Source organism: Floridaenema aerugineum BLCC-F46, from assembly GCF_041929345.1.
GTDB lineage: Bacteria > Cyanobacteriota > Cyanobacteriia > Cyanobacteriales > Aerosakkonemataceae > Floridanema > Floridanema aerugineum.
In genome coordinates this window covers 54,756-73,321 of sequence record NZ_JBHFNQ010000121.1, presented here as the reverse complement: position 1 = coordinate 73,321, position 18,566 = coordinate 54,756, and the positions used below count along the sequence as shown (strand labels likewise).

Sequence of the window (18,566 nt, the reverse complement as noted above, 5' to 3'; positions counted from 1 at the left end):
AGAGCGCTCTTATCACCATTGGAATAAGAGCGCTCTCAGCGCAACAACGTGCCTAATATCAGAACAGATTTTTAACTTTAGCTATCATTTGTTGCCAAAGATTACTTGTCTGGGCAGTAGATGTTTGAGTTGGTTTCGGTTCATTAAGATAACGGTAATATTCCCAAATTTCTTGATAGGGCGCACCTGGTTTCATGGCAATACCAGCCCAATGGAGATACTGTAGCCGTTTTTCTCCATCATAAAGGGCGCGATCTTTTTCTTGAAAATGTTTTGAACCCGCCCAACTACCAGCCCCTCCTCCAGGAATTTTCACGAGGTTAAGTCGTTTGGGAATTGCTTTGAGAATTATGTAATTAAGAATTGGTTGATCTGTAACTTGGCGAGAAAAGTCAAAGTATTCGCGATGTTGGGAACATTCCCGCAACAATTCATACATCTGTGTTTCGGAAATTGCGCCTTTTTTGGATGCCCAAAAGCCACTATTGAAAACATCGCTTAGTTGTTCTTCGCTAAATATTGCTTTTTCTCGAATGTCGGGGGAAAAAATATCTTGCAGTCCTCTACCTGCGTGGTGATAATCACAGCAAATAAAGCCATATTCTGACAAGTAATCTAATACGTTAGCGATTTTTTCAAATACGATAATGTCTGTATCGATGTAGAGAAATTCATCTAAGGGGCCAAACCATGCTACTAGTTTTCGCATTTTGTTGGGTAGGGCGAGAAAGTCGCGATCGAATATTTCACCAATTTTATTAGTGAATTGATTGAGAAATTCTAGGTCGGGAAAAATTTGAACGTTGTGTTTCTGGGTAAGCGTTGCTGCTAAATTTTGGTAATCGTCATTAAAGGGAATTAAAAATACTGGCACTTCAGGATCGTAGTAGCGGATGCTGTTTAAAAGTGCGATCGCATTTTCCCCTACTTTCTCATTTGCCACAATATAAATACCACGACTCATCTGTTTTTCCTCAACGTTTTAATCCCAATTTTCGCAAAACTTTTGTTGCTAAACTGGGTGGTGGATTATATGGTTTTGGTTTACCTGTAAACTTTGGCTGCAATTCTTGTTCGTGCAAATAACGATAATGCAGGAACAAATCTCGATAGGGAAAATCAATATTTTCTCCTTCACAAAGTCTGTTGAATAGTTTAGAAGATAAACCGATGTAATGTAAATAAGTTAACCTAGTTCCTTTATCGTACAATACATTATCTCTTACCTCGAAGTGAGGAGAAGTTACACAACATCCTGTTACTTCATCTGCCGACAAATGACGCGAAAAATTATAGCAAGGAATCCCAGATTTCATGACCATGTAATTGAGAATAGTTTGATCAGGCCCGTTTAGGTATAATATTTCAGCCTCACCTTTTCTCAACTTTGATAACAGATAATTTCTCCTTTCTTCATCAAATATTCCACTTTTTGAAGCGTACAAACCAGCGCAAAATATTTCTGAATCAATGCGTTCCTTATCAAATACCTCTAACAATTTGTCTGATTTTACGTTGTATACGTGAGTGGGATCTTTGTATTGAAAATCATAAACTACAAAGTCATAATCATTTAAACGCTGAAAGATTGGTTCTAATGAATTAAGCACCAAAATATCAGCATCCAAGTAAATAAACCGTTCAAAAGGGCCATCAAAACCGCCAAACCTCCGGTGCATTCCCATTCGGTAAACACCTGTATGACCTCTTTCTTGCCAAATATTAAAAGCACTGGGATGAGCTTGCCAAATTTCTGTAGCAAAGTTTTCCCAACGATCGATCCAAGCTTTATCTTCTAGTAATTGAACATTTTTTCTCGCTGCAACTTCCTGGCGAACTTGTTGTAGGCGATCGTCATAAGGAATTACACAAACTGGATATTCTTTGCCTGCATTTACTTCTATACTGTTCAGCAAGGCTACCAGTTGATTGTAAACCACATCGTTAGCTAATATGTAAATACCATCCGTCATTGGAATCTCCAAAAGCCTAGCGGTAATTAAATTGCTTGTGAAAACAGCAGGGGAGAGGGTTTAAACGTTTTTCCGAATTTCCCCAAAGCTGAATCAGGAAAAGTTTTTTGTGAAATTAGATAGCCATTCTAGAAGATTTAGCTTGTGAAGAACAATTTGCCTTGCTTGTGCGATCGCATCTTTAGCAGCATACCAAGCATCTGGTGTAGCAGTTACTTCTTTAATGTAGGCTACTCCTTTTTCATCTAAACTTGGTAATCTGAGAAAACTACCTGGAGGCAATAATTTATCTGCTGCTGAACCTCCATAATAAATTGGTAAGCACCAAGCTAATAAAGCATCCCACATTTTTTCACTTATATACCAATCATTATCAGCGTAATTCTCGATCGCTAAACTATAGTAATAAGGTGCCATCCCATACCATTTATTGTTAAGTTCTCCTGCAGCTTTTGCCCAGTCTGGTAAACCGCGACCATATAAATCGAACTTAATTTTACTTGATTTTAGCGATCGCAAAAATTCCAATCGCTGACGATGATTAGCAGTACGACTAATACCAGAAGTTATCCAGCTACAACTTTCTACCTTTTCTGGACAACCCATTTCATCTAACTCCCGAAAAGAATTAGAATGATACCAAATAGCAGGCATATAATCTGGATTTGGTGCAGCATCATCTGGCGCAGAAATATAACCGGAGTAACTTTTTGCCCACTCATAAGAAGCCTTATTTCTCCCAACAACTTCCTCTAAAGGTGGTTCTCGCCAAAGAAAGACAACCTGTTCTTTTGGTACACCTCGAAGTAGTTGTGTCATCTCTTCTTCCGGGTAGTAAATATTGTAACTTTCCGGTTGGGAAAACCAAAACTTTTTGGTAGTTACCTTCCGCAAACCAGCGAAATTATAAAGTAATAAAAAATCCGGTTTTTCAGCTTGGGCAAGCATTTGAATATTGCCCCAAATACCAAAATTATGTGGAGTTTGCTGCCACAACCAATCCATTTGGTTTAGATTGGGATATGAACTCAACATCCCGACAATTTTTTTACTCATATATCTACCTTGCTTAAATAACTAAAATTACTAATTAACTAATTCGGGACGCAGAGAATCTTCTACATAACTGAGAATTTTGGCGATTCTATTTTCACAGGAAAACTGCTGCACAAAATCCATATTATCTGTGTAACCTTCTACTCGTCTGGGATGGGTTAATAAAACTTTTTCTAAGCATTGAGCAAATGCTTTCGGGTTGTCTGGTTCGCACCACCCAGCCACAGCCGGAGAAGATTTAAACTCCATTAAAGGTAGAATTTCTGTTGCGGCAATGGGAGTTCCTGAAGCCATGTAATCAAATAACTTTAAAGGCGAAGTAAAAGTTGCTTCTTTTCCAGCACAATGGGGGTGAGCTAACACATCAGCTGCTTGTAGTAAACTAGACAATTCATTTTGCGGCAAATGACCTAAAAATCTGACATTTTGGACTGGTTTTTCCTGAGATATTTGTTGATAAGCTTGTACTTGTGACTGATTACCCCCGGCAAAAACAAATTGAATTTGGGGTAATTCTTTAGCGACATCAATCAGCAAATCAACACCTTTAAATTTGCTCAATGCACCAGAGTAAACTACTAATTTCTCCCTTCCATCACTTAACAATTTTTTGCGCCAATCTGCGGCTGCTTCTGGTTGTCTTTTCAGGAAAATTTCATTAAATCCATTGTGGAGTTTAATTACTTTTTCCGGTGGCATACCATTTTGAATCATGCTATCTCGGACGGTATCAGCAACAGTTACAGAAATTTGAAATAGGGGATGATTGACTATTTCCGGTTCAAATTTCTTATCTTCATGGTGGTGATGTTCGTATATTACCGGAATGCTATGTTTAATAGCTGTTTTGGCAAAGTTCCAATCTCTGGTATGGACAATTTTTGTCTTGGGTAATATGTGAACCGGAAAGTAGTATTTTGAGATTACTGTGCTGATGTGAGTGAATTTTCCGCCAACTCGATCGATCGGCCAAGGCGTAGGCAGAGCAGCTACTTTTAGTTTATCTTGAAGATTATAAAATTTAGCTAGGTCTTCTTCAGGTGGTTGGGGATGAAAAGGATAAAACAGTTCCCCAATATTTGCTAAGTTGCTCTGTTGATGCAAATATACTAAAACTGCGGGATAACCCAAGTTAGCAGCTGCATTTGCCGAATGAGAAACTTGTACTAAATGAGCTTGAGCTTGGGGTAAGACATTTCTAGTAAAAAATATATAGTACTTAGTCATTGGTCGTTTTTTAGGGTTATTTTATTGGTAATCGGTTGCTACGTTCAAATCGTTCCATGCTTTGTAGTAAACTCAATGCTGATGTGTATGATTCAGTGATTAATTCCTCTTCTTCTTCAGGATCATCTACCAAATCATCAGCTAATATCCTCAAATTACCGATCAAACTATTCAGTTTAGTCCGCACGTCATAAGATAGTTGATGGCGAATTTCTTGATTACGGTCCAATACAGTGTCAATGGTTTCGGAGAATTGCAGCGAATAAAGTCTGGTATAGAAACCACCTTTGTTTAAAAGTTCTTCATGAGTACCAACTTCCACAACTCGACCGTGTTCTAGAACCGCAATTTGATTGGCTTTTTGGATAGTAGAAAGACGGTGAGCAATTACTAGGGTAGTCCGATCGCGACTAAGTTCATCAATTGCTTGTTGAACTAATCTTTCGGAAAGTGTATCTAAGGCGCTGGTAGCTTCATCAAGGATTAAAATATCTGGGTTTTGTAACAGCGCACGAGCGATCGCCAATCTTTGTCTTTGTCCACCAGATAACATCACACCGCGATCGCCAATAAAAGTTTCAAATCCCTGGGGTAATTTTTCGATAAATTCATAAGCATTTGCTCGTTTCGCCGCCTCAAAAATTTCCTGATCCGTAGCTTCAGGATGTCCATAAGCAATGTTATTCCGCACCGTATCATTAAAGAGAAAAGTGTCTTGACTGACAATTCCCATTGCAGTTCTGAGACTTTTTAAATCAAATTCTCGCAAGTCAATTCCATCTACAGCGATCGCACCAGAAGTAGGGTCATAAAATCTCGGTAAAAGATCTGCCAAAGTTGACTTCCCAGCACCCGATCCACCCACTAAAGCTAGAGTTGTTCCTCTCGGTAAATACAAATCCACGTCCTTGAGAACTGATTTGCGTTCATTAGGATAATTAAAAGTGATTTTATTGAAATGAATTCCTTCTTTTAATGGCTCAAATTTTCTCTGTCCATTCTTCATGAATGGTTTATTATCACGCCGCAAGAACTCCTCTGCCATTTCTACGCTAGCATTACTACTAGCAAGCTGACTCCTATTATTATTTAGCTGGGCAATATAAGGCAGTAATCGAAAAAGTACTAATAAGTATGTCAACAATATTGCTGAAAATGATTGGATTTGATCACTTAAGAAAAAGCGACCTAAAATCACAATTCCCATTACTACCAAGATGCCAGCCACTTCACTAACCGGATTAATTGCTGCACCCACTATTTGTGTTTGGAAATCAGCCTTTTCCCGATCGCGAATTAACTGATGCAACCGTTCATACTCAACTTCTTCATTCCCAACTGACTTGACTAATCGAATGCCACTGAGGACTTCCAACACTCTTACTGAATAAGCTCTCGACATTTCTGATAGTGTTTTGCCAAAGACTCGCGATCTGGCAATTGAATATTGATTAACTAATGCCACTAAACTCATTAATATTGTTGTTGCCACTGTCAGTTGCCAAGAAATTGCTATTAGTAATCCCGTAAATACTAGAATTGTAATTGAAATACTTACTATTCTAATTACTATGCCAACAGTGCCGGCTGCACGGCCAATTTCTCCACCCAAACGGTTGAGTATATCTCCCACTTTCGTTTGGGAGTAATAACTTAAATCAACTTCTAATAATAATGCTATTCCTTCTTCTCGCAGGTCTGAAGTTAGTTTTCGCATCAGGGAACTTGATACTAAACTACTGGCATAGCTAGCAATATTCTTCAAAACAATTGCTGATAAAATTACTAATGCCATTATTCCTAGACGATACTCTACTGGCACTCCAGAGAAGGGTGACATTAGCTTTTGAATCAGTGGTGGCGCACCTTTAAAAGTTATGCTCTGCCCTAAAAAATTTAATAGTATTGGCACAATTAAAGTAGTACTCACACCATTAAATAAAGCACCTGAAAACCCCAGTATGATTGTCATCAAAATCCAAACTGGATAACGACGGGCAAATTTTAATAGAAATGTATTGGAAGTCATTTAGCGCTCCCTGGTATATATTGATTAAGCCTTACTCACTAAAAACAAAACATTTTCAGTAAATTTTGGATCGTTTCGGCTCCAAGCCTTGAATGATTTCTGCAAGTATAGCTGACATTGTATCTATACTGTAGTACTTCACGCATCTTTCTCTTGCCTGCTTTCCTTTTTCTTGTGCTTCCTCTAAATTTTGAAAGATCCACTCAATTTTTTCTGCTATTTGCTCTGGTGAGCTAGGTTCTACAAGATAACCTGTTCCTCCCAGTATTTTCGGTATATCTCCTACTTTAGTTGCTAAAACTGGTTTTGCCATTGCCATACCATCGGTTATTTTTAAAGGAAACTGCGCTCTGGCTGCTGAGTTATCTCGTTGTGGCACAACTATAATGTCGGCAGCCGCTACTATTTCCGGCATCACATTGGCAGGATAGTTCGTCAATTTAATAATCCTATTTCCCCATTTTTCAATCAGTTTATCATCATAATCATCGTAAGGACTGCCACCAACAATTACTAATTTCAAGTCTGGCTGATTCAATTTGTCTAGTGCTATTAAAACATCTTCCACACCTTTATATGGACGTGGTGCGCCGGGAAACATTAAAGTCCGATATCCACTTAGATTATAGTGGACTTTGCTTTTTTGGGAGTCGTATTTATCAGGATTGAATAGCTCAATATCCTTGCCGTTGGGAACAAATATACCACCAAACCTTTCATATAAAAATTGAGTATGTACTGTGATGGCATCAGCTTGATTAATCAAGTTTTCCATCCATTTGAGATATAGGGGATGTTCTGGTCTTCTGAGTGCCCCTTCTGGTTTGAGAATATCTCTGGCAAATTGTTTCAGTGAGGGACGATATTTCCATTCATCACCACCATGCCAACTAAGTTCCCAATCATCAATATCTAAAATAACAGGAACTCGCTTGAATAGTTTTTTGAGTAGTGCTATTCCATAGCTAGCTGGCTGAGGTTTTATGGCATAAATCAGATCTCCATCGATCTTTTTTAGCAATTCCCAACTAGATTTTAAAAATCCTGGATAGTTAGTACCTTTGACAGTTATTATTTTCCATCCATCTGGAGTTGCTTTATATAATTTCTGACCAAAAATAAAGCCTATTATTTCAATTTCATACCCTAATCTTTTGAGAGCTTCTCCTAGCAAAGTAGCTCTAATTATGCCGTCATTTGTCGATAGATTCCACACCAAGATTGAGATTTTTCTAATTTTTAGCATTTTATTTTACCCGCCAGGGATTTTTAGTTTGATTTGGTAAAAATACTTTGGCTAATCGATCGAAAATTCGCGTATAAAGCGATCGCGTTAGATCTTTAGCATATTGAGGACGATAAGGATAAGTAGAGTGTAAAACTTTGATTGGTTCATTAATATCATAATTGCTCTTCCATTTATCTAAGTAATTATAAATAGGTGACAATATTTTCATTTGCGGTTTGACAGTTTCAATTGCAGCCGCAAAAGCACCTTGATCTTTTAACAGCAACACATCTTGATTTTTTCTCACTATCTCAAAATACATTTCCCACTTCTGGAAAAATTCTTTGGTTTTGGCACTCTTTTTAAATCCCAAAAATCCCCCGTTGTATTGCACGCTATTTTCGTTTAGTGGTAATCCGACAGATTGGAGGGTTGGTAATATCTCTTGCTTAACTCTTAGTAAGTTGGAAGCTTTAACAATTGACGGCTGAACATCCTCTGTAACTAAAAAATCTGCTTCATCTAAGAAATCAAAAACTTCATCGATTTTCGTGAGTAAACAAATATCGCAATCTAGATATATGGTTTTCTCAAAAGGTGTTTTCTCATATAAAGCTAATTTAGCTAACCGCGATGCTAATACTGGATTTTCGCTGGCTGGTGCAGGGATTAATTTTACATTTCCCGCAGCTTTAAGCAAAGGGTAGAAAATTTGGGGAACGCGATCGATTAAAATGGCAATTGGTTCCTCATGGAATTTTCTAACTGAAGCTAAAAAGTGAATGCAGTCTTGAAAAGAGTAAAGACCTGTCAAAATTGTAATAAAGCCTTGCTTTTCTAATTTCATATTTGTTTTGCCTATCCCGATTTTTGATGTTGGCTGTGATGGTAACTTAGTCAATCAGATTTGTATTGATAAATTTTGCTCAATTCGTCCATTCCCAAAAACTTTGACTCCAATCTTCTCGGTAATGAAAAACTCCTTGCCATTCATAAAAATGTACAAAGTCATGCAAATTTGGCTCCTTATTTACATCTATGATTCTATAAAGAGGTCGATCGCCATAAAATGATGCCCACATTGTATAACTACTTGGTGGCCCTACAATATAATCACATTCAGCTAAGGAGTACATATCTTCAATAATTTGATTATTGGCAAAAAAGTAATTCAAACCCTTGAATAATTTGGCATCTGATTCTCCATTTGTACAAATTAGAAATCCGACTTTTTGATTAGGAAAAAGCTGTTCTACCGATTTCATTACTTTTACATATTGTTCAATTGAGTAAAAGTATTTCCCATTTTGATGAGTGGCGTAATCTCCATGTCGAATATGTACTCCCACGAGAATATCAACCTGGTTTCTTATACTTGATATTAGTTTAGCCACATTAAGTCGGTACTTTTCTAAAGGAGTAAAGTATTTTCTAATTGCTGTTGAATGTTTTTGTAATAAAGCAGTATCTTTAACAAACCATCCATCTCTTAACAGCCATCCTTGCATAAAAGCGATCGCACTTGTTTGCAATTCCTCAGTAAATTTAGAATCACTCCAATTAAAAGGCTTTTCTCTAGTTAAGTTAACAGTTTTAAAAATTCCACTCTCGGCTAAACGTCGATTAAATTGATAATATTTACTTCGCGCCAACTTACTTACTTTAACTGGCAATCTTACAGGCGGATAAGCACAAAACAAGTCACGATAAGTTGATTGGAAAAACTCAGCATACTCTTCAAAAGCTGGGTTTAACACCTTAATTTTATTCTCTATAGCAAAGGCGATACAATTAGCAAAAAGTAATAATCTATTACCCAATTGTCCAGATTTAGCAGATATTATTAACATCTATTTTAACCTCTAACTGCTTATTGATTAGTTGAATGTAGAAGCAACCATAATTAAACAGTTTTGTCAGACAGTTAACTAACCAAACTGTCTGACAAATATTCCAGATTATCCGTGCCGTTTTTGATGCCAATTCCAGGCGTGGGTTATGATATCTTTGATGTCACCATATAGAGGTTTCCAACCTAAGATTTGGCGGGCTTTTTCGCTACTTCCGACTAACATTGGCGGATCTCCGGGACGACGATCGCACTCGATCGCTTTAATCTCTTTCCCGGTGATTTCTCTGGCAGCATCGATCGCTTCTTTCACCGAAAATCCGCTACCATTGCCCAAGTTAAATATGTTAGAATCTCCACCATTCAACAGATATTCTAAACCCAAAATATGAGCATCTGCTAAATCACAAACGTGGATATAATCCCGAATACAAGTACCATCAGGAGTGGGATAATCTGTCCCAAAAATTGAAACTGATTCCCGCTTACCTAAAGCTGTCATTAAAACTAAAGGTAACAAGTGAGTTTCGGGGTTATGATCTTCACCTAACAAACCATTAGGAGCGGCACCAGCAGCATTAAAATAGCGGAAAGAAACAGATTTAAAATCATAAGCAACATCAAAATCCGCTAATATCCGTTCTACCATTAACTTACTTGCACCGTAAGGATTAATTGGGTCTTGGGGATGAGCTTCGGGAATTGGAATTGTTTGGGGAACACCGTAAGTAGCGCAAGTAGAAGAAAACACAAATTTCTTCACGTTAGCTGCTACCATTGCTTCTAAAAGTGTCAGAGTTCCTAGTACGTTGTTGCGATAATATTTAGCAGGATCGGTTACAGATTCACCTACATAAGCGTAGGCGGCAAAGTGCATGACGGCGGCGATATTTCGACTAGAGAATAGGTTATCCAGTAAAGCGCGATCGCCAGTATCACCTACGATTAACTCAACCTTTAACGCATTCTCTACAATATCTCGATGTCCATAAACTAAATTGTCCAAAATCACCACATCATAGCCTGATTTTTGGAGTGCTTGAACTGCATGGGAACCGATGTATCCGGCACCACCTGTAACTAGAATAGTAGGTTTGGTTTGTGACATTTTTCCTGAATGTAACTAATCTATTAATTTCAGACGACTCGCTTGTAAATAATCAAAGATGTGATTAATTTGACGGCGATCTTCTTCCGTAATTTGTTTGTCTGAAAGTATAGCTGAGGTAAGCTGCATATACTCTTCGCGACTAACTTGCCCCGAAATTAAGATCTGATCGATTATCTGCTTAACATTAACAGTAGACTTGCCCTGAAAGTTCCCTCTCATGTATGAAGTTGACCTCCTTTATAGTTTGCCCATATCTGGGCTCTAAACTACCACTAAGGCCAATAAAATATTTGCAGCCGATTCAGTACTAAAGCGATCATACTGTTTTTTTTGGTCTGGGCAAATTAGCCACGTTTATTCTTAATCAAACTTACTGTTGAGGTATCTTGGTATGCAGGTACACCGACTCTCTGCACTTTCGGACAATTACATCTTTTTATTGCACGATCGCGAAACGAATACTGCTGCTGTAGTCGATCCAGCGGAAGCTTCGCCAGTATTGCGGGCACTGGAAACACTCAATGCCCAGTTAGTTGCCATTTTTAATACACACCATCATCACGATCACGTAGGAGGTAATCAGCAGTTAATGGCAAGTTTTCCCGATGTTTGCGTTTATGGAGGCGCAGAGGACAAAGGGAGGATTCCCGGACAACAGGTATTTTTAAAAGAAGGTGCTCAGGTTACTTTTGCCCTTCGCCTAGCTTCTGTTATTTTTGTTCCCGGACATACTCGTGCCCACATTGCTTACTATTTTCCTCCCACTATTGCGGGTGAAACAGGGGAGTTGTTCTGCGGCGATACTTTGTTTGCTGGTGGTTGTGGCAGACTGTTTGAAGGTACACCAACGCAAATGGTTGATTCTTTGGGGAAACTGCGGAATTTACCGGATAATACTAGAGTTTGGTGTGCTCATGAGTATACTTTGAAAAATCTGCAATTTGCTTTAACTGTAGATCGGACAAACTCGGAGTTGCAAGCTAGATATGATGAAGTGAGGACGGCTCGCGATCGCCATCAAGCAACTGTACCATCAATCTTAGGAACAGAAAAGCAAACTAATCCCTTTTTACGTTGGGATCATCCTAATTTACAATCAGCAGTGAAGAGTCAAGACCCAATCCAAACCTTTGCCAAACTGCGGGGAATGAAGGATCACTTTTGATTTTCGTCAGATTTAGCGAGATGGGGAGATTTTGCCCAATTGCGATCGATCTCCCCAGTTTGCTAACATCGTATGTTCGGATATATTTTACCCAGGCTCCACAGGAACGCTCATGAGCAAACGAGTTCAATTAGTTTTATTACAAGATGTCAACAAGCTGGGCAGATCTGGCGACGTTGTGGATGTAGCCCCCGGCTATGCGCGTAATTATCTCATTCCCAGGCAATTTGCGACTCACGTTACTCCCGGTATTCTCAAACAAGTAGAACGCCGCAGAGAACAAGAACGTCAACGCCTTGCGGAACTTAAGGAACAAGCACTTACGATCAAAACTGCGATCGAAAGAGTCGGTAACTTTACCGTGCGGAAGCAGGCTGGGGAAGGAGATGCTATCTTTGGTAGTGTGACCAATCAGGAAGTTGCAGAAATCATTCAGCAAGTTACTGGTCATGAAGTCGATCGTCGCGGTATTACTTTACCCGAAATTCGCAAAACTGGTACTTACAAAGCAGAAGTTAAAATTCACCCAGAAGTAGCTGCCCAAGTAGAGATTATAGTTTTAGGAACTGCAAGCTAATTTGGGGTTTGTCATTGGTCATTAGTCATTAGTCATTTGGATATTCTTTTGCTCAATGGCTAATGGCTGACTAATAAATAATTAGCCAATATTTATTATGGTTGACTCTATTAATTTTCAGAGTGTTGGCGATCGCTTACCTCCGCAAAATATCGAAGCTGAAGAATCGATTTTAGGCGGAATTCTCATCGATCCCGAAGCAATTAACCGCGTTGCCGATCAGTTAACTTCCGAATCTTTTTCTTTAGAAGCCCATAAAATTATTTATCGCGCCACATCAACTTTACATAGTCAAGGTCAGCCAACTGATTTATTAACAGTAATGGCTTGGCTTGCCGATCGTAAATTATTAGATAAAATTGGCGGTCAAAGTAAATTGGTGCAGTTGGTCGATCGCACCGTCAGCGCCGTTAACATTGACCAATATGCCAAACTAATAGTAGACAAATATCTTCGCCGCAAATTGATTCATGTCGGACATGAAATCACTCAATTAGGTTACGATACAGCTAAAGAATTACCGATTATTCTTGATGAAGCCGAAGAAAAAGTTTTCGACATTACCCAAGAACGACCCCAACAAGGTTTAGTATCAATTTCGGAAACATTAATTCATACATTTCAAGAACTAGAAATCCGAAATCAAGAATTAACTTTACCCGGACTGACTTGCGATTTTTATGATTTAGATGCCATGACAGGCGGTTTTCAGCGATCGGATTTAATCATTGTAGCTGGCAGACCGTCAATGGGAAAAACCTCTTTTTCAGTCAGCATTGCCCAAAATATCGCCGGAAAACATCGATTACCCATTGCTGTTTTCAGCCTAGAAATGTCAAAAGAGCAATTGGTACAAAGAATGTTATCAAGTGAAGCAGAAATTGAAAGTAACCGTTTGCGATCGGGTAGAATTAGCCAAAACGAATGGGACCCTTTAAATCGTGCATTAGGAGTATTAACCGAACTCCCAATTTACATTGATGACTCAGCCAACATTACAGTCACCGAAATGAAAAGTCAAGCCCGACGCTTGCAAGCAGAAATCGGCGGAGAATTAGGATTAATATTAATAGATTACTTGCAATTAATGGAAGGAGGCGGCGATAATCGCGTCCAAGAATTATCCAAAATTACTAGAAGTTTAAAAGGTTTAGCCCGTGAATTAAACGTACCAGTAATCGCCCTATCTCAGCTAAGTCGCGGCGTAGAAGCTAGAACAAATAAACGCCCAATGATGGCAGATTTGAGAGAATCAGGATGTTTAACAGGTGATACTTTAGTTACATTAGCTGATAGTCGCGTTCAAGTACCTATTTGTAGCTTAGTCGGAAAATCTGGTTTTGCTGTTTGGGCGCTTAATCAAACAACAATGAAAATAGAAAAAGCTATTGTCAGCAATGCCTTTTCCACAGGAATTAAACCTGTTTTTAAGTTAACTACACGCTTAGGATGCACTATTAAAGCAACTGGAAATCATAAATTTTTGACAATTAACGGTTGGCAAAGATTAGACGAAATAAAAGCAGGTTCTCCTATTGCTTTACCTACATTATTAGAAACTTATGAAACTACTTTACCTCAGCCAAGCTTGAGCCGTACAAGAGCAGATAAACTAGCTTTAATTGTTAAATCTGATCAGATTAAAAAATTAGCTACCAGCGATGTTTATTGGGATGAAATAATCTCTATAGAAGCAGATGGTGAAAGTAAAGTTTACGATTTAACTGTTCCCTCTTTCCACAATTTCATTGCCAATAACATCGTAGTTCATAACTCAATTGAACAAGACGCAGATTTAGTAATCATGCTTTATCGTGATGAATACTATAACCCAGACACTCCTGATCGAGGCGTAGCAGAAATCATTATTACCAAACACCGCAACGGCCCTACAGGAGCAATCAAATTACTCTTCGATCCGCAATTTACCAGATTCCGAAATATGGCTTCTCCCCATCGAGGATAGGGGGCAGGGGGGCAGGGAAGAAATAAATTTTTCCCCTGTTACCTATTCCCTATTCCCTGTTCCCTATTCCCTTCTAACTACCGATTTTCAACAGTTCCACATCAAAAACTAGGGTAGCGTTAGGAGGAATCACTCCACCAGCGCCACGAGCACCGTAACCTAATTCTGGGGGAATAATTAATTGACGACGACCGCCAACTCTCATGGTGCTGAGACCTTCATCCCAGCCTTTAATTACTTGTCCCACACCTAATTTAAAGGAAAAGGGCTGATTGCGATCGCGCGAACTATCAAACTTCTTCCCATTCTCCAAAGTGCCAGTGTAATGGACGACCACCGTCTGACCAGCTTTCGGAGTAGCGCCAGTTCCCTCTACCAACTCCACATACTTTAGACCAGAAGGCGTTGTAACGGCTGCTTCATTTCCCGAATCAGCACTTGATGGATTAGACATAGTATTACTCGCAAATAAAGTACCTTGGGGTGCTGCACTAGCCACCTGCTGTTGAGCCCCAGTCAGTTCATCAGCTAAAGCTGGTTTTTGGGCGCTGCTAATTTGCGCCACCAGCAAAATTAACCCACAGACCAGCATAACTGCAACGCTGATCAGAATCGCTTTCAAAATTCTTCCTCCCTGAAATCTTTGCAGCTGCGATCAAATCCTATCAGTTTTCTTAGCGCCAAAGCTTATTTTCCAAGTCACGCACCTGACGTTCCAAACGATCGATCCTTCCCCGCAACTCATCCACTTCCGACTGACGCGCCACCCCCAAATCCTGCATCATGTTTCGCATCTGCCGCTGCATCTGCGCCTCAAAATTGTTCCCTTGATCTGACTTCAACTGATTCATTAAATCATCAACAAACGCCTTCGCTTGGTCAGGATTAATTTTACCTTCCTTGACCCATTGATCGCTGACTTCCCGAATTTTCTCCGCCACCAAAGATGTCGTACCTACACCAATCATCAATAGCTGCTTCAGCCAATTATTGCTATCCATGCTCTTTTCCCACTTCCTTGCTCAAAAAAGGCAATTAAAATATCGCCCATATAGCTATGCTGGAACTTGTGCATTCCGGCACACAATTCCATTGTGTCATTCGATTTTAGATTTGAGATTTTCGATTTTCGATTTTTGATGGGGTATTCCGATGGTAATAGAGTGGCTCAAGTTTCAAGTAGATTCAGAACGACGAGAAGAATTTATCCAAAAAGATACGGAAATCTGGACAGCAGTCCTGGCTAAACGTCCCGGTTTTTTAGCTAAGGAAATTTGGATTACCCCTGACTCTCCCACAGAAGTAATTTGTGTCATTCACTGGGCGACTCGCGAACAATGGAAATCTGTTCCCCAAAAGTTACTGGATGAAACAGAACAACGCTTTAGCGAAGCAATGGGCAACTCCTATCAAATGCTGGAGTCCAAAGAGTACCAAGTCCGCAAGTTTCCCCATGTTTGAGAGGCAGGGGGGCTGGCAGGGTTACTTCATTGTCTAATGAGAAAATTTCCCCACCCTTGGGACGTAGGGGGAGTAGGTGGAGAAACTTCCTTTCATCTCTCGACACTTGAGAGACAATTCTATTTGACAGAGGCAGAACATCTAATGTAGGGGTAATTCATGAATTACCCCTACATTAGATGTTCTGTGTCAGTGCTGTTCCACTTCCATGATTTTCTGCTCCGAACATGAATTAGCCCTGGGGGGGCAGGGGAGCTCGCTTAGGCTCGCTTAGGCTCCAAGGGCAGAGGAGATAACTTAAAACTCATAACTTTCTTCCTGTACGGACAATTCATGAATTGTCCCTACTCAAAACTCTGTATGGGCAATTCATGAATTGCCCCTACAACTCAAAACTTTCCCTCCTCCCCAGTTCCCAGGCTTCGACGTGAGCGCTCAGCCGAACGTCCCCAGTCTAAGATAATTTAATTAGTCACGTTGCTACTCTCAATGTCTAATTGTCCTCGTTGTCAACAACCAATTAAACCTCAAGCAATTACTTGTCCCCATTGCCGTTTGGTTTTAAAAGCTCACGGTCATCCAGGTATTCCTGTACACCGTGCTACAGGGGAAGCGCTATTATGTGATAGTTGCGTTTATCACGCAGATGATACTTGTAATTATCCCCAGCGACCTCATGCTAGAGAATGTACGCTTTACCAAGATATTAATGCACCAAAAATGGAAGTTAAACCGCAACCTAATCAATCATTTCAGTTTTGGTTTAAGCGTAATTTGCTTTGGATTCTCCTGCTAACTTTATTATTGATTAGTTTTTTAATCACCATTTTACAGTAGGACTCATACTAAAACAAACTGGCAGTAATAGAACTTTTTAATTCAGAAGTTTCTGGGAGAGTTGGCAAACTTTCATCACTGGTTTCTTTTTGTTGAAAAACTGCCAAATTAAACCAGAAAGTTGTCCCTACTCCTACTTCACTGACTAAGTTAATTGTGGTGTGATGTTTTTCAATAATATTGCGAACAATGGAAAGTCCTAACCCTGTTCCTTCCAGGGTATGGACGCGATTTTCAACTCGGAAGAAACGCTCAAAAATTGCTTCTTGATCTTCTGGTGCAATGCCAATTCCGGTATCAGAAACTTCAATTCTTACCTGGGGTGTTTGGGTTTGGGTGTGGGAGTTTTCTTCTGCGTTTAAAAGATAAGCGCGAATCGCTACTTTACCGCCAGAAGGAGTGAATTTTAGGGCATTACCTATTAAGTTAGCAAACACTTGTAATAGTAAATCGTAGTGTCCTAAAACTTGTGGTAAATCAGGATCTACTTCCTGAATTAGCTCAATCCCTTTGTCTTTAGCGTTAAGTTGGTAAGTTCTGAGTGTTTGTTCAATTGGTTGGGCAATATCTAAGGCTTCAAAATGATAGATACGGCAGGATGATTCTAACCGAGTTAATTCTAAAACATCATTGACTAAACGAGTTAGGCGATCGGTCTCGTTATTCGCTGTCTCTAAAAATTCCTTGCGTTGTTCTTCGTTTAAATCTTCGCCGTATTCGTGCAAAGTTTCAATGAAAGATTTAATATTAAACAAAGGCGTTCTCAACTCATGGGAAACATTACTAATAAAATAACTTTTCGCCTCGTTGAGTTCCGCTTCGCGAGTAATATCTTGCACCGTCATCGCAATGCCCTTGACACTTTCCCGATATTGGTCGAGAACAGTAGTTAATAAAATGCGAATCGTGCGATTTGTCGGTTGAGTTAATGTTACCCGAAATTCTGCGCCTTCTTTATCACTTTCATCTTTTGCCATTTGATAAAGTGGGCGAGTTAGTTCCGAGGTAACTTCTTGGGGAAGATGATACAAAACATTGTCACCGACAACGTTAGAGTTAGAATTTTCCCAACCAAAAATTCGTTTAGCAGTGGGATTAACTAAAATTACTTGTAAATTAGTATCAAGTAAAACTGCACCATCAGCAATTGTAGAAACCAAAGTTTCTAATTTGGCTTTTTCTGCGGTCAACTCTTCGATATTTTGTTCTTCATAACTTTCTAACCTTTCTGCCATTTCGTTGAAACTGGAAATTAACTCTCCTAATTCTCCTCCCAATGGCAAATCAATCCGCTGATTAAAGTTTCCCGCAGCGATATTTTTTACCCCTACGACTAATTCTTTAATAGGTTGAGTAATTGTCAAGGCATTAATCACACCGCCGAGAATTACCATTACCCAAATTGAAACAAAAACTGCGATCGTCACATCTCTAGTTAAATGAGATGATGTCACTACAGTCGGATTGGGATTAATCCCAATTGCCAAAACTCCCAAATATTTGCCACCCTGAGTTAAAGGCACAAACACATCAGTAACTTCCCCATTGGGAGTGCGATGCTGACGAATCATTGGCAACTCGGAATTGCTGGCGTAATCTGGAGGCAGTTGTATCCGCCTTTCAATAGTTAAAGAGTTTTGGACTTCCGACTGCCAAAAAGGAAGACCAAAAAAGATTTTGCCATCTTTATCCGCATAAAGCATATAGCGGACACTGGAAGTGTTATCGAAGAAACGTTCGGAAAAACGTGCGACTTCCCTCAGATTGTTTTCGGCAATTAGGGGCGATACATTGGTTGCCAAGAGGATTCCCAAGTCACGACCAAAACGGGTATCGTTGAGACGAGCATCCTCTTGAATGGTATTCACTGCCCAAAAGGTAAGACCACTCATTAGTAAAGAGACTATCAAGGTAGCAGCTGCCATTAACCTTGTTTGCAGTGTAAACTCTGACCACCAGTGGGCGATAGCTTCTCGAATTGTTTTCAGGAGGACCAGCATCTTAACAAAGGATGGAGGACAACTAAGGGAGTGTGAACTGAGAAGTTTGCCTCATTGCCAAACTTCTATCGCTATTCATACTTTAAA

18 protein-coding genes are annotated in these 18,566 nt (G+C 39.5%); 5 read left to right on the top strand and 13 right to left on the bottom strand.

Features of this window, described 5'->3' with window-relative positions:
* Positions 1-58: 58 nt before the first annotated feature.
* From ACE1CC_RS16380 to ACE1CC_RS16335, 10 genes are all read right to left on the bottom strand, one after another.
* The gene (locus tag ACE1CC_RS16380; protein WP_413271499.1) at positions 59-964 is read right to left on the bottom strand and encodes an Npun_R2821/Npun_R2822 family protein; all 906 of its coding nucleotides are present in this window, start codon (positions 962-964) and stop codon (positions 59-61) included.
* 10 nt (positions 965-974) lie between these two features.
* Positions 975-1,973, bottom strand: coding sequence for an Npun_R2821/Npun_R2822 family protein (locus ACE1CC_RS16375; RefSeq protein WP_413271498.1), 999 nt, complete (start codon positions 1,971-1,973; stop codon positions 975-977).
* A gap of 93 nt (positions 1,974-2,066) precedes the next feature.
* Positions 2,067-3,029, bottom strand: coding sequence for a glycosyltransferase family 10 domain-containing protein (locus ACE1CC_RS16370; RefSeq protein ID WP_413271497.1), 963 nt, complete (start codon positions 3,027-3,029; stop codon positions 2,067-2,069).
* 30 nt (positions 3,030-3,059) lie between these two features.
* Positions 3,060-4,256: a glycosyltransferase family 4 protein gene (locus ACE1CC_RS16365; protein ID WP_413271496.1), complete on the bottom strand. Its 1,197-nt coding sequence runs from the start codon at positions 4,254-4,256 to the stop codon at positions 3,060-3,062.
* Between the two features lie 16 nt (positions 4,257-4,272).
* Positions 4,273-6,285, bottom strand: coding sequence for an ABC transporter ATP-binding protein (locus tag ACE1CC_RS16360; protein ID WP_413271495.1), 2,013 nt, complete (start codon positions 6,283-6,285; stop codon positions 4,273-4,275).
* Positions 6,286-6,340: 55 nt separating this feature from the next.
* Entirely contained in the window at positions 6,341-7,531 is a 1,191-nt protein-coding gene (locus tag ACE1CC_RS16355; protein ID WP_413271494.1) for a glycosyltransferase family 4 protein, read from the bottom strand.
* Between the two features lies 1 nt (position 7,532).
* A complete protein-coding gene (locus ACE1CC_RS16350; protein ID WP_413271493.1) occupies positions 7,533-8,360 on the bottom strand; it encodes a putative nucleotide-diphospho-sugar transferase in 828 nt (275 codons plus the stop codon).
* Between the two features lie 79 nt (positions 8,361-8,439).
* Positions 8,440-9,363, bottom strand: coding sequence for an alpha-1,2-fucosyltransferase (locus tag ACE1CC_RS16345; protein WP_413271492.1), 924 nt, complete (start codon positions 9,361-9,363; stop codon positions 8,440-8,442).
* Between the two features lie 108 nt (positions 9,364-9,471).
* Positions 9,472-10,470 carry a UDP-glucose 4-epimerase GalE gene (gene galE / locus ACE1CC_RS16340; protein WP_413271491.1) on the bottom strand — a complete coding sequence of 333 codons (999 nt, stop codon included), beginning with the start codon at positions 10,468-10,470 and terminating at the stop codon, positions 9,472-9,474.
* A gap of 15 nt (positions 10,471-10,485) precedes the next feature.
* Positions 10,486-10,692, bottom strand: a complete 207-nt coding sequence (locus ACE1CC_RS16335; protein WP_413256646.1) for a hypothetical protein — start codon at positions 10,690-10,692, stop codon at positions 10,486-10,488.
* 172 nt (positions 10,693-10,864) lie between these two features.
* On the opposite strand from ACE1CC_RS16335, the gene gloB reads away from it, so the two are divergent.
* From gloB to dnaB, 3 genes are all read left to right on the top strand, one after another.
* Positions 10,865-11,638, top strand: coding sequence for a hydroxyacylglutathione hydrolase (gene gloB / locus ACE1CC_RS16330; protein ID WP_413271490.1), 774 nt, complete (start codon positions 10,865-10,867; stop codon positions 11,636-11,638).
* 112 nt (positions 11,639-11,750) lie between these two features.
* Positions 11,751-12,215 (top strand): 50S ribosomal protein L9, encoded by a 465-nt coding sequence (gene rplI / locus ACE1CC_RS16325; RefSeq protein WP_413271489.1) that lies wholly within the window; start codon positions 11,751-11,753, stop codon positions 12,213-12,215.
* Between the two features lie 97 nt (positions 12,216-12,312).
* A complete protein-coding gene (dnaB, locus tag ACE1CC_RS16320; protein WP_413271488.1) occupies positions 12,313-14,181 on the top strand; it encodes a replicative DNA helicase in 1,869 nt (622 codons plus the stop codon).
* 73 nt (positions 14,182-14,254) lie between these two features.
* Here the strand turns inward: dnaB and ACE1CC_RS16315 are convergent, their stop codons facing one another.
* Both ACE1CC_RS16315 and ACE1CC_RS16310 read right to left on the bottom strand, forming a co-directional pair.
* The gene (locus ACE1CC_RS16315) at positions 14,255-14,803 is read right to left on the bottom strand and encodes an FKBP-type peptidyl-prolyl cis-trans isomerase (protein ID WP_413271487.1); all 549 of its coding nucleotides are present in this window, start codon (positions 14,801-14,803) and stop codon (positions 14,255-14,257) included.
* Between the two features lie 52 nt (positions 14,804-14,855).
* Positions 14,856-15,182, bottom strand: a complete 327-nt coding sequence (locus tag ACE1CC_RS16310) for a phasin family protein (protein ID WP_413271486.1) — start codon at positions 15,180-15,182, stop codon at positions 14,856-14,858.
* Between the two features lie 151 nt (positions 15,183-15,333).
* Between ACE1CC_RS16310 and ACE1CC_RS16305 the strand changes: the two genes are divergently transcribed.
* On the top strand, positions 15,334-15,642 hold the full coding sequence (locus tag ACE1CC_RS16305) for a TIGR03792 family protein (RefSeq protein WP_413271485.1): 309 nt from the start codon (positions 15,334-15,336) through the stop codon (positions 15,640-15,642).
* A 489-nt stretch (positions 15,643-16,131) separates the two neighbouring features.
* Complete coding sequence (locus ACE1CC_RS16300; protein ID WP_413271484.1) at positions 16,132-16,479, top strand: zinc ribbon domain-containing protein; 348 nt, start codon at positions 16,132-16,134, stop codon at positions 16,477-16,479.
* 8 nt (positions 16,480-16,487) lie between these two features.
* Here ACE1CC_RS16300 and nblS read toward each other — a convergent pair whose 3' ends face one another.
* Positions 16,488-18,479 carry a two-component system sensor histidine kinase NblS gene (nblS, locus tag ACE1CC_RS16295; RefSeq protein WP_413271483.1) on the bottom strand — a complete coding sequence of 664 codons (1,992 nt, stop codon included), beginning with the start codon at positions 18,477-18,479 and terminating at the stop codon, positions 16,488-16,490.
* Positions 18,480-18,566: the final 87 nt, after the last annotated feature.

Excerpts from the sequence above, each read along its gene's own strand:
- ACE1CC_RS16370 (WP_413271497.1), bottom strand. The coding sequence starts at position 3,029 with ATGAGTAAAAAAATTGTCGGGATGTTGAGTTCATATCCCAATCTAAAC.
- ACE1CC_RS16380 (WP_413271499.1), bottom strand. The coding sequence starts at position 964 with ATGAGTCGTGGTATTTATATTGTGGCAAATGAGAAAGTAGGGGAAAAT.
- ACE1CC_RS16335 (WP_413256646.1), bottom strand. The coding sequence starts at position 10,692 with ATGAGAGGGAACTTTCAGGGCAAGTCTACTGTTAATGTTAAGCAGATA.
- ACE1CC_RS16310 (WP_413271486.1), bottom strand. The coding sequence starts at position 15,182 with ATGGATAGCAATAATTGGCTGAAGCAGCTATTGATGATTGGTGTAGGT.
- galE (WP_413271491.1), bottom strand. The coding sequence starts at position 10,470 with ATGTCACAAACCAAACCTACTATTCTAGTTACAGGTGGTGCCGGATAC.
- ACE1CC_RS16350 (WP_413271493.1), bottom strand. The coding sequence starts at position 8,360 with ATGAAATTAGAAAAGCAAGGCTTTATTACAATTTTGACAGGTCTTTAC.
- ACE1CC_RS16300 (WP_413271484.1), top strand. The coding sequence starts at position 16,132 with ATGTCTAATTGTCCTCGTTGTCAACAACCAATTAAACCTCAAGCAATT.
- rplI (WP_413271489.1), top strand. The coding sequence starts at position 11,751 with ATGAGCAAACGAGTTCAATTAGTTTTATTACAAGATGTCAACAAGCTG.
- ACE1CC_RS16305 (WP_413271485.1), top strand. The coding sequence starts at position 15,334 with ATGGTAATAGAGTGGCTCAAGTTTCAAGTAGATTCAGAACGACGAGAA.
- ACE1CC_RS16345 (WP_413271492.1), bottom strand. The coding sequence starts at position 9,363 with ATGTTAATAATATCTGCTAAATCTGGACAATTGGGTAATAGATTATTA.
- nblS (WP_413271483.1), bottom strand. The coding sequence starts at position 18,479 with ATGCTGGTCCTCCTGAAAACAATTCGAGAAGCTATCGCCCACTGGTGG.
- ACE1CC_RS16355 (WP_413271494.1), bottom strand. The coding sequence starts at position 7,531 with ATGCTAAAAATTAGAAAAATCTCAATCTTGGTGTGGAATCTATCGACA.
- dnaB (WP_413271488.1), top strand. The coding sequence starts at position 12,313 with ATGGTTGACTCTATTAATTTTCAGAGTGTTGGCGATCGCTTACCTCCG.
- gloB (WP_413271490.1), top strand. The coding sequence starts at position 10,865 with ATGCAGGTACACCGACTCTCTGCACTTTCGGACAATTACATCTTTTTA.
- ACE1CC_RS16375 (WP_413271498.1), bottom strand. The coding sequence starts at position 1,973 with ATGACGGATGGTATTTACATATTAGCTAACGATGTGGTTTACAATCAA.
- ACE1CC_RS16360 (WP_413271495.1), bottom strand. The coding sequence starts at position 6,285 with ATGACTTCCAATACATTTCTATTAAAATTTGCCCGTCGTTATCCAGTT.
- ACE1CC_RS16365 (WP_413271496.1), bottom strand. The coding sequence starts at position 4,256 with ATGACTAAGTACTATATATTTTTTACTAGAAATGTCTTACCCCAAGCT.